Below are 13565 nucleotides of genomic sequence, written 5' to 3'. Positions count from 1 at the left end.
TACTGCGTTATGCCTTATTTATTTAGAATAGCTAAATCTCATAAGTCATGCCTTGTACCGTCTAAAAAATGTCCTCTGTCGCAAGCATCTGTGAAATGTCAGCAGACCCTATAATTCTTATTAGAATTATTGAACCGTTGTGTGAAGTATATACGGTTTGTTCTGGTTAAAATATGACTTTGTACACAGTAGTCAGAAAAAATAAAACCACTGATGAATCAGTGGCTTTTATATACCAAATCTGTTATAGCTTATTTTTTAAGATTGCCCGCATGCAAGCCACATTCCTTATGGGTTGCCTCTTCCCACCACCAGCGGCCTTCACGCTCATGCTGGTTTGGCAGCACTGGGCGGGTACATGGTTCACAGCCAATTGAAATAAATCCACGCTCATGCAGTGGGTTGTATGGAATCTCCATCATGCGAATGTAACTCCATACATCCGCGCTGCTCCAGTTGGCAAGAGGGTTGTATTTAATCAGTTGTTTGCCCTCGCCAGAGAAACCGACATCGGCTTGAACCACAGGAACATCACTGCGGGTTGGACTCTGGTCCTTACGCTGCCCTGTAATCCAGCCATCTAAAGTGGCAAGTTTCTTACGCAAAGGTTGCACTTTTCGAACACCACAACATTCCTGATGCCCATCTTCAAAAAAGCTAAACAACCCTTTTTCATTAACCAGTTGTTGTACTGCTGCGGATTCAGGGAAGCAGATTTCAATATTGATATTATAATGCTTACGGACCGTTTCAATAAATTGATAGGTTTCCGCATGCAAACGACCTGTATCCAGACTAAATACACGAAAGGGTTTGCCAAGACGTGAGGCAATATCAATCAGCACAACATCTTCCGCACCCGAAAATGAAATTGCAATCTCACCTTGCTGGCTAAGTGCGAGTTCTAAAATTTCTCGTGGCGATTTGTCTGCGTATTCAGCAACGAGCGCATCTACAAGGTCAATAGTAGGAATAACAGTCATGAATGTTCCTGGCGATAGGCTTGGGCACAATTGTAAATCATTATAAGCAAAGCTGTTGGCCTGCTTGTGGTTTTAATCTTGCAGAATAAAACCGTTTTATTCAACAACAGCGCAAAATTGAAAATGTTAATGGTATGATACAGCAATTTTTAACCAACATTGGAAGCATTCATGGAAATCGTCTGCCTAGATCTTGAAGGGGTTTTGGTTCCAGAAATCTGGATTAATTTTGCAAAGAAAACTGGCATTAAAGAACTCGAGGCAACAACTCGTGATATTCCAGATTACGATGTATTAATGACCCAGCGTTTAAACATCCTTAAACAACATGGTTTGGGTTTAAATGATATTCAGGACGTTATTGCAGACATGGGGCCTTTTGAGGGTGCAAGAGAATTTGTGGAATGGGTGCGTACCCATTTTCAACTGATTATCTTATCTGATACATTCTATGAGTTTGCCCATCCATTGATGAAGCAATTAGGCTGGCCAACAATTTTCTGTCATAAGCTTGAGACAGATGAAAATGGCATGATTACTGCCTATAAACTGCGTCAACCAGATCAAAAGCGTCAAGCTGTAAAAGCATTACATGGTTTGAATTTCCGCGTGATTGCTGCTGGTGATTCCTACAACGACACAACCATGCTGGGTGAGGCTGATCACGGTTTCCTGTTTGATGCGCCAGACAATGTAATTGCTGAATTTCCACAGTTTCCACCACTGCATGGTTATGAAGCATTAAAGCAGGCGATTCGTTCAGTATCTCAGCGTAATATTCCAGAATAAACCTGAGATTTTCTGTTTTTAACTATGATAATAGAAAACTGGATAAAACAAAGGGCATATGATGTGCCCTTTGTTTTGATTGATCAAAATTAGAATTTATAACCCATTTTTAAACCGTACGCGATTGCATCATTATTTTTAAAGTCAGCCACATAACCTGCTGTGTTGAACTGAGAGCCTGACTGGGCTTTTGCATCACCTAACCAGAAGTATTTCACTCCACCAGCGATGAAAGTTGCTGGGGTAGGGCTATATTGAACACCCAGGCCAAGGTTCCAGTAACCTTCCGTTGGACCAAGTGTAGTCACAGGATTACCTGCACCAGAGTCCCAGCCCACAGAGACATTGCCCGCCCATTGATCATTCAGTTTACGGCCCACACCCGTGGTAATTGAATATTGATCGTCAGTATAGGCTACAAGGTCAAAACCATCTTTCTTCCCTGTTGAGGCAACGATAGGAGGGAGAATGGAGGCTGCGCCAAACTTATAAGGACGAATAGCGAAGTCTTTCCAGTTCACCCAGCGTAGGTTCGCAAATGCAACCGTGTCTGCCATAATGCCTGTCTGGAAATCGAGGTTGATCGATTGTGGTGTGGTGATTTCTGTTTCACCCTGAGAATTATTAATATTATTTAGGAGTGCATCGAATCCAGCATTACCTGTCAGACCCGCAATAGCATGCTTTTCATAGGCATTCATTTCATGCTTGATTTTTGCACGGTATGTCAGTGAGGTTTTTAAGGCAATTTCAGGAATTTGATAGGCAACACCTGCTAGCCAGCCTACAGCTTCATCTCGGCCTGTCTTGAAGTCATAGCCACTGTAGGCACTGTAGCTTGCACCACGTAGTAATACGTTGGCATCCAGTGTTTGATAAACAGCACCTGCATACAGGTTCCAGTTTTGGGTGGGTTGATAACCGAAAAGTAGGTTTAAATTTTCAGTTTTTACTGTAACTGATGTACCACCTTTAAATGGGACAGGGCGGTTTTCGATAAAGTTACTTTTGCCTGTATATTCAGCGTCAGCACCATAAGGTTGATCATAAATAAGACCAATAGAAAATTTTTCTGTTGCCTGAAGCTTTAATGCGGCGTTTGGTGAATAATAATGTTTTGCCATGTCACCCGTATTATTGTTTGAAATGTCCTGACCAGAAACATTTGGATCAAGAACAGAGATACCCGCTTCAAAATAATTGTTAGGCTGTAAAAAAGGCGCGATTGACTGACCAGAACGATCTAAAGCTGCGGCAAAAGCTGAAGTGGTGGGAACTAAGCTAAGTAAAAGCGCCTTTTGAATAGCATGAAGCTTCATGGATGGTTTCTCTCATATCACTTTGTAACAAGAATGGCGCGAAAAGTAACATAGTTTTTACTGACCAAAATATTTTTACAAATGTCCATAAATGAACTGATAAAGTCATGAAAACTACTTGAGTTATATGTACCTATATTCATTGTTTGGTAAAGCTGTGTGAGATAAAGAGTATTTCCATGAATGGAATTTAAATGCTTAAATGTTATTTTGATCATTAAGTAGAAAAATTTTTGCGAAAAAAAGACCATCATAAGACGGTCTTTTTTTCATAAAAACTGATTAGAAACGGTAACCAATTTTCAAGCCATAAGCGATTGCATTGTTATCTTCAAACGATGCGATATATCGATCTTCACCCGCCTGAGCACCTGTTTGAGCCTTGGCATCACCCAACCAGAAATATTTCACACCACCCGCAATAAAGGTTGCTGGAGTAGGGCTGTATTGAACACCAAGACCAAGGTTCCAGTAACCTTCTGTTGGACCTAAAGTGGTGATCGGGTTGCCCGCACCAGAGTCCCAGCCTACAGAAACGTTACCTGCCCATTGTTCGTTAAGCTTGCGTCCAACACCCGCGTTGACTGACCATTGGTCATCAGAATATTCAACTAGATTGAAGCCATTTGGACGGCTAACCGCAGGACCAACTTCTTTAGAGAATAGACCAAACTGATATGGTTGAATTGCAAAGTCTTTCCAGTTTACCCAGCGTACGTTGGCAAAGGCAACGGTGTTTGCCATGATCCCTGTCTGGAAATCCAGGTTGACTGATTGAGGTGTGGTAATGGTTGTGTCTTTATTGTTGTCATCACGAATTGCTTTGGCACGGGCCAAACCTGCTTCTGGTGTTGGATACAACAAAGAAAGGGCATCTAATGCAGAAATATTTTCCTTAATGTTTACATCATGGTCGATTTCTGAACGGTAGGTGATTGATGCCTTTAATGCAATTTCAGGAATTTGGTAAGCCGCACCAACCAACCAGCCTGCACCGCCAGTTTCCTTGATATGTGCATCATAACCATTAAAAACGCTATAGGCTGTACCGCGTAAGCTAACATCGCCCTTAATTGTTTGATACACACCACCTGCAAACAGATTAATGTTTTTAATTGGCTGGAAACCAAAGACGAAAGCAATGTTCTGGCTGTCAACTTCGACGTTAGTTCCACCTTGACCAGGTAATAATTTATTTACCCCCGTAATACCAGCCTCAACTTTATCTGTTACAGTTTTTGTAACATCTGGCGTAATTTGGGCTTTTACCCCAGCAATCACTGCTGGACGAATCACTGCTTCTGGAGCACCTGGGTTTGCTGCCATTTGTTGTTGTACAAGAGCGTTGATTGTGCCTTGAACTTTTTGCTGTTGTGCATATAAATCATGATTGGTTGGTAGTGTTGCACCAGTAGTCAAAAGGGCAACAGTATCATTTACTGCCCCAGAGATTTTATCTGCCGCCATTGCATCTAAACGTGGTTTTGGTAAAACGGTATCGCTGCTGCTACCTACGAAAACGTTTTGACCTGAGTAAGCAGCTTTTGCACCAAATGGTTGGTCATAAAGCAAGCCAAATGAAAACTGGTCAGTAACCTGTAATTTTAAGGCAGCGCTTGGAAAATAATAGTCATCAGCCATATCACCAATATCACGGTGTGGTTGAAGCGATTCGCCAGCTTCTTTGCCTTTTACTGTTGGATCTAGAACCGAAATACCAGCTTCAAAATAATTTCCTGGTTGGAAAAAAGCAGACATTGACTGACCTGAACGATCCAATGCTGCTGCAAAAGCTCCAGTTGCAGGTAGCGTCGCTAAGATCATGGCAGTGCTAAGATATTTTAATTTCATTTTAAATCTTTCCTTGAACTTCAAGATTCTAAGTATTGACGAAGCTATGATTGGCTATAACTTCATGTAACAAAAATACCATAATTAAAATAAGAGTAAATGTTCTAAATGAACTAGTCAGTACGATTGATTACATGAAATTGAACAAAAAAAATGCTATAAAATTTAATATACACCTGTGTTTTTATTAATAATATGATGAAAAATATAAACTATTACTTTAAGATGGTAAGGCCAATTTTTTGCATTTTTACTAAAAAAAAATTTTGTAAGGTCAAGGATTTTTTGTAAAAACTAGGATTTTTATTGATGTTTCAGCTTTTTAAAAATAGAAATCTGAAGTGATTTTTAAATGAATAGTTAAATTTTAAATACTAAATAACCTGAATTACGGATAAGAAATTGACTTGAAAAAAAAGTAGTTAGAACAATTTAGAAAGTTACGACACAACCTAAAAGCTCTAACTACCATGTACGATTTTACAGAAATTTTTTGTAGTGTTGATGATTTTTTCAAAAAGTTTGAACCTATCTATTGGCAATTCCTCAAACAGGAGAAGAAACGTCAACGTATCCGACAAGCCACACTCTCCTTGTCTGAAATTGTGACGATCTCCATTTGCTATAAAGCTTCTCAAATGCATAACTTTAAAGCTTTTTTCCAACTTCTATGTCAATATGAAAGCAGGTTGTTTAAAGAGTTACCTTGTTATAAAAATATACTTACTCTTATCAATCAACATCAGCTTGCGATTCATGCTTTGCATTATGCGTTAAATCAGCATAAGGAAGATTCATATCTATGGATTGATTCGACACCTTTGCCTGTATGTAAAAATAAAAGAATTCCTAAAGAACATCATGCTTTAGATGATATTGCTTCTCGTGGTAAAAGTTCTATGGGGTGGTTTTATGGTTGTAAATTACACCTGTTGATGAATCATCAAGGGGAGATTGTAAATTCAGATATCTCGAATGGACATATTGCTGATATTAGAAAGGTAGAAAAACTAGTTGATGGATTATCAGCAAGAGTCTATGGTGATCGGGGATATATCAGCCAAGCACTAAAAGAAACTCTTAAAGAGCAAGGCATTGATTTAATTACCTATCCTAGAAAGAATATGAAAGTTATGCTATTACCATTTTCTGATGAATTTCACTTACGTCAACGAAAAAGAATTGAAACGTTAATAGGTTTACTGAAAGAAAAATACCATTTGGTCACAGGAAAACATCGTTCAATTGCGGGTTTCTTATCAGGTGTATTTTCCTCTTTATGTGCTTATCAGCTTTGTCAGAAGAATAAGCCTCAAATTCATGTGGTTAATTCTTTGGCTTATCCGTAACTGGGGTTAAATAAAATCTAGGGACAATTTTTACTTATAAAATTTATCTGGGAGATGGGTAGAAAATACATGGACGGAAAATCCATGTATTTTCGAGTGCGCCTGCAAAATAAGTTTTATTTCAGGTTTGGATCGCCCTGTTTTAGGAAGAAGCGTAAGGCAAGTTTTTGTATCCAGGTGCCATAAGGAGGGTAGAACAATTGGGTCGGGAAGAAGCGGTGGCGAATAAAGACAGTTTTGGCATGTGAAAGTTCACGGAAACCCTCTTCACCATGATAGGTTCCCATTCCTGAATTTCCAATACCACCAAAAGGCGCATCATGGTTTACCACATGCCAGCCCCAGTCATTAATGGTGACACCGCCAGAATGGGTGTTTTTCAGGATATAGTCACGTTCATTGGCATCATGTGTAAAGCAATACAGGGCCAATGGTCGTTCGCCCGCCTTAATAAAATTGATCGCATCGTCCAGTGTGTCATAGGCCACGATCGGTAAGATTGGGCCAAACAGTTCTTCTTTCATAATCCGCATCTGTGGCGTACAGTTCAGCACAATATGCACAGGCATACGGCGGGCATCCTGCTTAGGATTATATTCACCACAGGCAATAATATGAGCGCCGTTTTGTTTTGCATCTTCCAGTATTTCCTGAAGACGTTTCAAATGGCGGTCATTGACGATAGAGGTGTAATTTGTGTTGTTGCTGATATTGTTGCCATACATGGCGGCGAAATTGGATTTGCATTCTTCTACAAATTCATCAATCTTTTCTTTTGGAACCAGTGCGTAGTCTGGCGCAACACAAATCTGCCCACAGTTGGTTGCCTTACCATGCAGAACCCGTTTAGCAGCATCGGCCAAAGGATAATGACGGCTGACCAAGGCAGGGGACTTTCCGCCAAGCTCAAGGGTAACTGGGGTTAGATTTTCTGCCGCTGCACGCATGACCACCCGTCCAATCGCAGGAGAGCCTGTAAAGACAATATGGTTAAACGGTAATGAGGTGAATTGCGCAGGGTCAGTAATTTCCTCGCCAAACACGGCAACTTCATCCTCTTTGAAAATTTCGCCCAGCATGCGCTTTACCACGGCATTGGTGGCAGGAGTCACTTCTGGCAGTTTGATCATCACTCGATTACCTGCGGCAAGCGCTGCAACCAATGGACCTAGTGCCAGATAAACGGGAAAATTCCAGGGTACAACCACACCCACCACACCTTTGGGTTGGTATTGCACACGTAAACGGTTGGATAAAAACAGCAATTCAGTACTGCGCTTGCTTGGACGCATCCAGCGACGTAGGTGGCGGATGGCATGTTCAGCTTCCAGAACCGAACCAAGTAAGTCCAGCAGTTTGGATTCATCTATGGACCGTGAACTAAAGTCCGTGTTGATGGCTGCCGCGATGACATCCTGATAACGGATAATTTGTTTTTTGAGCTTAAATAACTTGGTGCGTCTTGATTCTAGGTCGGGATAAGGCTCAGCGTCGAAATTTGCCCGTTGTTGGCTAAAGATCAGTTGCATCTGTTCAGTGGCAGAACTTTCATCGTTCTGTAGGTTTGAAAATTTCATTGTTGCACTTTCCATATTTTTTTGTTGGGCAAATCTTTTGTTTACGAGTTAATGTTAAAACGAGTCAATAAGCAATGATTGAATGATTATATTTCAGTTGTTCCAAACAGTCTGTAGATAGCGCATTAAAATTACATGGAATTTAAGGCTAGAGATAGGTGAAAAATCCAGAATTCGATCCGTTATAAAAGATGAAATTCTATAATTTGTTAAAAAATAAAAGTTTATAGGATTTAATTAAAATAATATTTCTATTTAAATATCCATAAATATATAGCTAAAAATAATGTCCAGATAATGTGTTTTTATTATAAACAGATATTTAAGTGATATTCCTGGTTTTTAATAAAGTTAAATTTATATGTTCCTTAAAAACTCATATATAAGTTGGTTTTGATGAGTAAATAATCATATTTGTGCTTAATTTATAACCTTGTAGGGGGTGGATATGAAACATTTTTATCTTAAATAGGTATTATTTAACCTGAATCACGGATAAGCCATAGACTTGAAAAAGAGAAGGACTAGAGCCATCAGTTAGTTACCACACAAAACTTACGACTCTAGTCCTTATGTTCGATAGTACCCAATTATTCTGTATAATTGATGATTTCTTTCTAAAATTTGAATCAGTTTACTGGAAATTCTTAAAGCAAAATCTTAAATGCCTAAGAATTCGCCCTGCACAGCTCAGTATTTCTGAAATTGTCTTTATTGCAATTTGGTATAAACATTCACATTTCAATAACTTTAAAGCATTCTTTACGGCACTGAGACATAACTATCTTCATTTATTCAAAAGCCTGCCTTGTTACCAACGTATGATTTACCTGATCAATACTCATCAACTGGCTTTACATGCCTTACATTTCGCCCTGATGAAAGATCAGCAAAGTTCTTATTTATGGATCGATTCAACGACATTGGCTGTCTGTAAAAATCAGCGAATAAAAAGACATAAATCGCTAGCAGCAATTGCAACTCGTGGTAAAAGTTCTATGGGTTGGTTCTTTGGTTGTAAGTTGCATGTACTTATGAATCAGTCAGGTGAAATACTCAGCACAGCTTTATCAAATGGGCATACAGCAGATATAAAAATGGTTGAACAGTTAGTCAAAGGAATGACTGCTAAATTGTATGCTGATCGTGGCTATATTAGTCATGAATTAAAGAGTAAATTAAGAGTACAAGATATTGATTTAATTACCTATCACCGAAAGAACATGAAATCTATACAGTTATCAAAAGCAGATGAATACCATCTGAAACAACGCAATAAAATAGAAACTTTATTCAGTTTGCTGAAGGGGGCGTACAATCTAGTGACGACTAGAGCGAGAAGTGTTGCAGGCTATTTAGCTGGTATTTATGCATCTTTATGTGCTTATCAAATATGTCATCAAAACAAGCCGATGATTCGTATTATGGAAATATCGGCTTAAACAAGATTCGGGTTATTTATATATTTTATTTTGATGCATAGTCATGGTGTCTCATTTGGTATTTTGAAAATTTATTAAAAATCAAATAATTGATAGTATAAATATTTATTTTATTTTTCATGTGAATGATTGTTGTGTCAGTATAATTAAATTAAATGGGGTGTCCAGTCCTACATCGCATAGAATCTGGCGTGGTTTAGGAAATCAACCACAATAATTTATTATGCTAAGGATTGCTTAAAATGCTTACTTTTTTAGGTATAAGCATGATCTTGTGCTTTATGTATTTGATCATGTCAAAACGTCTTAGTGCATTAGTTGCATTAATTTTAATCCCATTCCTGTTTGCGATTATCGCCTGGGGATTAGGTTTTTACTTCGAAAGTTTAAGTCATATTCACTTGGTTGACCTTGGCAATAATATGCTGGAGGGAATCAAGAAGCTTGCTCCAACAGGTGTGATGCTTCTTTTTGCAATCCTGTATTTTGCAATCATGATTGACTCGGGCCTGTTTGACCCATCCGTTCGGTGGATTCTGAAAAAGGTAAAGGGAGATCCATTAAAGATCACCCTGGGAACGGTGTTTTTAACCTTTTTGGTGTCACTGGATGGTGATGGCTCAACCACTTACATGATTTGTGTGGCGGCAATGATGCCGTTGTATAAGCGTGTGGGGATGAATCCGCTGATCATGACCTGCCTGATGCTGTTGTGTAGTGGTGTAATGAACCTCACCCCGTGGGGCGGGCCTACAGCACGTGCAGCCAGCGCACTTCAGGTGGATGCAAGTGAAGTGTTTATTCCCATGATTCCATCCATGATTATTGCTGCGGCATGGTTATTCTTTCTTGCCTATCTTTATGGCATGTATGAACGTAAGCGTCTAGGCATTGTTGAGCTGATCGATATTAGCCATGCTGAAAACATTTCTATTTCAAAGGATGTTGAGGCCCAGCGTCCGCATTTACGCTGGTTTAATGCAATTCTCACTTTAGTCCTGATGGCATGTTTGGTGAAAGGCTTTTTACCCATGTCCATTTTATTTATGCTGGGTTTCTGTATCGCACTGGTCGTGAATTATCCATGTGTCAATATGCAGAAAAAGCGTATCGCTACCCATGCCGACAGCGTGCTGGCAGTGGTTGGAGTTATTTTTGCTGCGGGCGTGTTTACGGGCATCTTGTCTGGAACGGGCATGGTTGAGGCAATGTCCAAGGAGTTTGTGGCCCTGATTCCAACCAGCATGGGACCCTATATGGCACCGATTACAGGGCTATTGAGTATGCCATTGACATTCTTCATGTCGAACGATGCCTTTTATTTTGGTGTTTTACCGATTCTTGCCGAGGCGGCTTCCCATTACGGTATTAGTCCTGTTGAGGTTGCGCGTGCCTCTATCATTGGTCAGCCGATTCACCTGCTGTCGCCATTGGTGCCCTCGACTTACCTGTTATGTGGTTTGGCATCGGTTGAATTGGCAGATCATCAGAAATTTACCTTAAAGTGGGCATTTATTACGTGTTGTGTATTGATGGGAAGTGCCTTGGTGTTTGGTGTATTTCCGTTTTACCACATATAAAACATAGATCCATCATGATGCTTTTATAGGCCTAAGCATATAAAAGCATCTTCTTTTAATTATTTAAGATTGAACTGTTCATTTTCGTTTTTAGCAAACGAAATAGGGATATTTTGACTTTTTTATACGGTTAGGAAAACAAAGTGAAGATAAAAATTGCCTTTGCAACAATGTTGAGTCTTATGGTGAGTTCAACGTTTGCAGCTCCAAGGATTTATGGCGAGATTGATGCAAGTTTAGACTATTTGCCTGAAAACAATGCGCATATGGCGGATCGTGATGTATGGAAAGTGAGTAGCAATAGTTCCTTTCTGGGCATCAAGGGTGAGGAAAGGTTAACTAAAAACCTCAGTGCCATTTATTTGGCAGAATGGGCATTTTATGCAGACGGGGATAAAACGGACTGGTCGCAACGTAATCGTTTTGTAGGACTAAAGGATGAACGTTTTGGGGCCATCAAAATTGGTAAACATAATACGCCATTAAAAGAATTGTCGAGCCCAGTAGACAGCTTCAACAACTATATTGGCAACAAGGCCGATGTAACAGGAATCATGACAGGTGAAAACCGTGTCAACAATGTCGTGGTATATGATTCTCCTGAAATTGAGCTGAAAGGTGGAAGTTTGGAAACCAGGGTCCTGCTTGCAACAGGAGAGGGTGGTCAAATTAAGGATGATGGCCGTGGTGGAGTGAATACCGCTGGTGGAGGTCTGGGCGATGCATGGTCTGCTTCGCTGAGTTATGCCCATCCATTGTTCCTTGTGGGTGTTGGCTATGACAAGGCGATACCCAGTGATTTTTTAGGTCATGGATTACTGAACGCCAAAGATACTGAAACCCAGGTTGATGAGGTTTTTGCAGCAGCCAATACACTACGTTTGATTGGTCGTTTAACCCCAGTAGAGGGCTTGGCCCTAAAAACCTTATACCAAACCTCTAAGGTTGCAGATCAGCAGGGCAATGATGCTGCTGCGGTCAATATTGATGATTCGCAGGGCTGGCTGATTGGGGCTGAATATAAATTCCCTCATCAATCAAAATGGGCTGTGAAAGCGCAATATAGTCAAAACTCTACCAGTTTTAAAAATGGTGAGGCTAACTTTGAGGCCAGACAGTTGCTTATAGGCAGCGATTATTCATTTAGCAAACAGGTGAAAGCCTATGCTTATACAGGCTACTCAACTTTTGAACAGGCAAGTGCCAAAGACAAGCAACCTGTAGTCGGAAGTGGTTTGGAATTTAAATTCTAGAGATCAAGAAAATCTGGGTAAATAGGGTAAATTTACCCTATTTATTTGTAGTTATCAGAACCTAAGCTTAGGAAGATTTTAAAAAGAAACTGGACTGAAACTTTAGGTAAAATAATTAGAAAGTATTATAGAAATTAATAAATTTTTCATCTTTATCCTGTATATTGTGCGCATTCATCTGTTATGGATAATGTGGATAGAAACGGAAATGATTTTTAAAGATTTGAATATTTTTTTATTTCACTGTATTAACTCTTTAGCCAAGGAATATCCATTTTTAGATAAAATAGTCATATTTTTAGCGGATGACCTAAATACAGTTTTTATTAGTTTCCTCCTGTTTTTAGTTGCCATTCAATGGAAAACCTATAGCCTTATATTTGTAAAGACATTGGTTATCGTTTTATTTTCATTAGTTTTAAGTGATGTCGTCGAATTCTTTTATCATCATCCGCGACCGTTTCAAATTGGTTTAGAGGATAAACTGATTGGACATGGAGCAACTTCTTCATTTCCAAGTCAGCATACCTTGACTGTCGTGATCATTGGCTTTGCTTATTGGTTTGCAGGCTTTAAAAAGATTGGAATGGTTGGCCTGGCACTCAGTCTGGTTGTTGGATTATCAAGAGTTTTTGTAGGTGTGCATTTTCCATTTGATGTGGCTGGCTCGTTTATTATTGGTTTTATGCTGGTCATCACAACCAATTATGCCTTAAAAGAGTGGGCCTCAAGAATAAGAAGAATCAATCCAGTTGGGATGATGGATTGATTTTTGTCTTTCCTCTTACTTCGGCATTCCTAAAAAGATTGAGTATTTCAGTTGTTATATCTTATGATTAATTTAACTCATTGAATCATGTTTTCTGTTTTTGGGTATTGAAATGAAGTCATTGTATCTGGTGTTACTGGGCGGCAAGCATGAACAAGCCAATGTTGAGGTACATGATGTCATTCCTGTGATTTGCAGTGATCTAACAGAAGTTTATCCCTATCTAAAGCAACAATGGTTTGGCAAGTCACAAGGACTGCATATTGACGGATGGATGAAAATTCAGGGGACGATCTACCATGATCAATCTTACCAACTTGTCATCAGTCAGGAGGAATCGCCCTCTGAACTCAAACCCTATTTAATTAATCTGGGCGCTTATCTGCCAAATGAGTTTGGCGAAACCCATAAATACTTGGTGGTTGCAGGCAAAGACAAGGCAGATGCCAAGGCACAGGGAAAATTGGCAATCGAAAAGCATTGGTTTAAACCACATACCGACGCTGTCATTGATTTGGATGATTGTCTGGAAATAGCATCTATCGAGCAACATTACTTGTCATTTGTGCAAGGTGAATTTTTAGAAAATTCATTTATGAATGACTACATCATTCTGCCTTAGAATATCAGATCAATATTGTTAAGGGAATCGT

The 13565-nt window shown here is 39.4% G+C and carries 11 protein-coding genes; 7 read left to right on the top strand and 4 right to left on the bottom strand.

Annotated features, from left to right (window positions below; genetic code table 11):
- Positions 1 to 251: 251 nt before the first annotated feature.
- Complete coding sequence (locus QLH32_RS07135) at positions 252 to 983, bottom strand: phosphoadenylyl-sulfate reductase (protein WP_283268871.1); 732 nt, start codon at positions 981 to 983, stop codon at positions 252 to 254.
- Positions 984 to 1154: 171 nt separating this feature from the next.
- Between QLH32_RS07135 and thrH the strand changes: the two genes are divergently transcribed.
- Positions 1155 to 1772, top strand: a complete 618-nt coding sequence (gene thrH, locus QLH32_RS07130) for a bifunctional phosphoserine phosphatase/homoserine phosphotransferase ThrH (RefSeq protein ID WP_004678194.1) — start codon at positions 1155 to 1157, stop codon at positions 1770 to 1772.
- A gap of 89 nt (positions 1773 to 1861) precedes the next feature.
- Here the strand turns inward: thrH and QLH32_RS07125 are convergent, their stop codons facing one another.
- Both QLH32_RS07125 and QLH32_RS07120 read right to left on the bottom strand, forming a co-directional pair.
- Complete coding sequence (locus tag QLH32_RS07125; protein ID WP_283268869.1) at positions 1862 to 3091, bottom strand: OmpP1/FadL family transporter; 1230 nt, start codon at positions 3089 to 3091, stop codon at positions 1862 to 1864.
- A 282-nt stretch (positions 3092 to 3373) separates the two neighbouring features.
- On the bottom strand, positions 3374 to 4942 hold the full coding sequence (locus QLH32_RS07120; RefSeq protein ID WP_283268868.1) for an outer membrane protein transport protein: 1569 nt from the start codon (positions 4940 to 4942) through the stop codon (positions 3374 to 3376).
- Between the two features lie 470 nt (positions 4943 to 5412).
- Between QLH32_RS07120 and QLH32_RS07115 the strand changes: the two genes are divergently transcribed.
- Positions 5413 to 6291: an IS982 family transposase gene (locus QLH32_RS07115; RefSeq protein WP_283268303.1), complete on the top strand. Its 879-nt coding sequence runs from the start codon at positions 5413 to 5415 to the stop codon at positions 6289 to 6291.
- A 116-nt stretch (positions 6292 to 6407) separates the two neighbouring features.
- Here QLH32_RS07115 and QLH32_RS07110 read toward each other — a convergent pair whose 3' ends face one another.
- Positions 6408 to 7868 (bottom strand): coniferyl aldehyde dehydrogenase, encoded by a 1461-nt coding sequence (locus tag QLH32_RS07110; RefSeq protein ID WP_283268866.1) that lies wholly within the window; start codon positions 7866 to 7868, stop codon positions 6408 to 6410.
- 572 nt (positions 7869 to 8440) lie between these two features.
- On the opposite strand from QLH32_RS07110, the gene QLH32_RS07105 reads away from it, so the two are divergent.
- The 5 genes from QLH32_RS07105 (at position 8441) to QLH32_RS07085 (ending at position 13534) form a co-directional block, all read left to right on the top strand.
- Complete coding sequence (locus QLH32_RS07105) at positions 8441 to 9310, top strand: IS982 family transposase (RefSeq protein WP_283266581.1); 870 nt, start codon at positions 8441 to 8443, stop codon at positions 9308 to 9310.
- A gap of 242 nt (positions 9311 to 9552) precedes the next feature.
- Entirely contained in the window at positions 9553 to 10890 is a 1338-nt protein-coding gene (locus tag QLH32_RS07100; protein WP_267982035.1) for a CitMHS family transporter, read from the top strand.
- 143 nt (positions 10891 to 11033) lie between these two features.
- Positions 11034 to 12143 carry a porin gene (locus QLH32_RS07095; RefSeq protein WP_283268865.1) on the top strand — a complete coding sequence of 370 codons (1110 nt, stop codon included), beginning with the start codon at positions 11034 to 11036 and terminating at the stop codon, positions 12141 to 12143.
- A gap of 208 nt (positions 12144 to 12351) precedes the next feature.
- Positions 12352 to 12912 (top strand): phosphatase PAP2 family protein, encoded by a 561-nt coding sequence (locus tag QLH32_RS07090; protein WP_283268863.1) that lies wholly within the window; start codon positions 12352 to 12354, stop codon positions 12910 to 12912.
- Between the two features lie 112 nt (positions 12913 to 13024).
- On the top strand, positions 13025 to 13534 hold the full coding sequence (locus QLH32_RS07085) for a DUF1543 domain-containing protein (protein ID WP_283268861.1): 510 nt from the start codon (positions 13025 to 13027) through the stop codon (positions 13532 to 13534).
- Positions 13535 to 13565: the final 31 nt, after the last annotated feature.

The sequence above is a fragment of the Acinetobacter corruptisaponis genome, assembly GCF_030053775.1.
Classification (GTDB): domain Bacteria; phylum Pseudomonadota; class Gammaproteobacteria; order Pseudomonadales; family Moraxellaceae; genus Acinetobacter; species Acinetobacter corruptisaponis.
The sequence above is the reverse complement of the archived record's forward strand: the minus strand, read 5'-3'. Positions and strand labels throughout refer to the sequence as shown.

What these genes read in the sequence shown, in the direction of transcription:
- QLH32_RS07135 (WP_283268871.1), bottom strand. Translation starts at nt 983, where the DNA reads ATGACTGTTATTCCTACTATTGACCTTGTAGATGCGCTCGTTGCTGAA.
- thrH (WP_004678194.1), top strand. Translation starts at nt 1,155, where the DNA reads ATGGAAATCGTCTGCCTAGATCTTGAAGGGGTTTTGGTTCCAGAAATC.
- QLH32_RS07125 (WP_283268869.1), bottom strand. Translation starts at nt 3,091, where the DNA reads ATGAAGCTTCATGCTATTCAAAAGGCGCTTTTACTTAGCTTAGTTCCC.
- QLH32_RS07120 (WP_283268868.1), bottom strand. Translation starts at nt 4,942, where the DNA reads ATGAAATTAAAATATCTTAGCACTGCCATGATCTTAGCGACGCTACCT.
- QLH32_RS07115 (WP_283268303.1), top strand. Translation starts at nt 5,413, where the DNA reads ATGTACGATTTTACAGAAATTTTTTGTAGTGTTGATGATTTTTTCAAA.
- QLH32_RS07110 (WP_283268866.1), bottom strand. Translation starts at nt 7,868, where the DNA reads ATGAAATTTTCAAACCTACAGAACGATGAAAGTTCTGCCACTGAACAG.
- QLH32_RS07105 (WP_283266581.1), top strand. Translation starts at nt 8,441, where the DNA reads ATGTTCGATAGTACCCAATTATTCTGTATAATTGATGATTTCTTTCTA.
- QLH32_RS07100 (WP_267982035.1), top strand. Translation starts at nt 9,553, where the DNA reads ATGCTTACTTTTTTAGGTATAAGCATGATCTTGTGCTTTATGTATTTG.
- QLH32_RS07090 (WP_283268863.1), top strand. Translation starts at nt 12,352, where the DNA reads ATGATTTTTAAAGATTTGAATATTTTTTTATTTCACTGTATTAACTCT.
- QLH32_RS07085 (WP_283268861.1), top strand. Translation starts at nt 13,025, where the DNA reads ATGAAGTCATTGTATCTGGTGTTACTGGGCGGCAAGCATGAACAAGCC.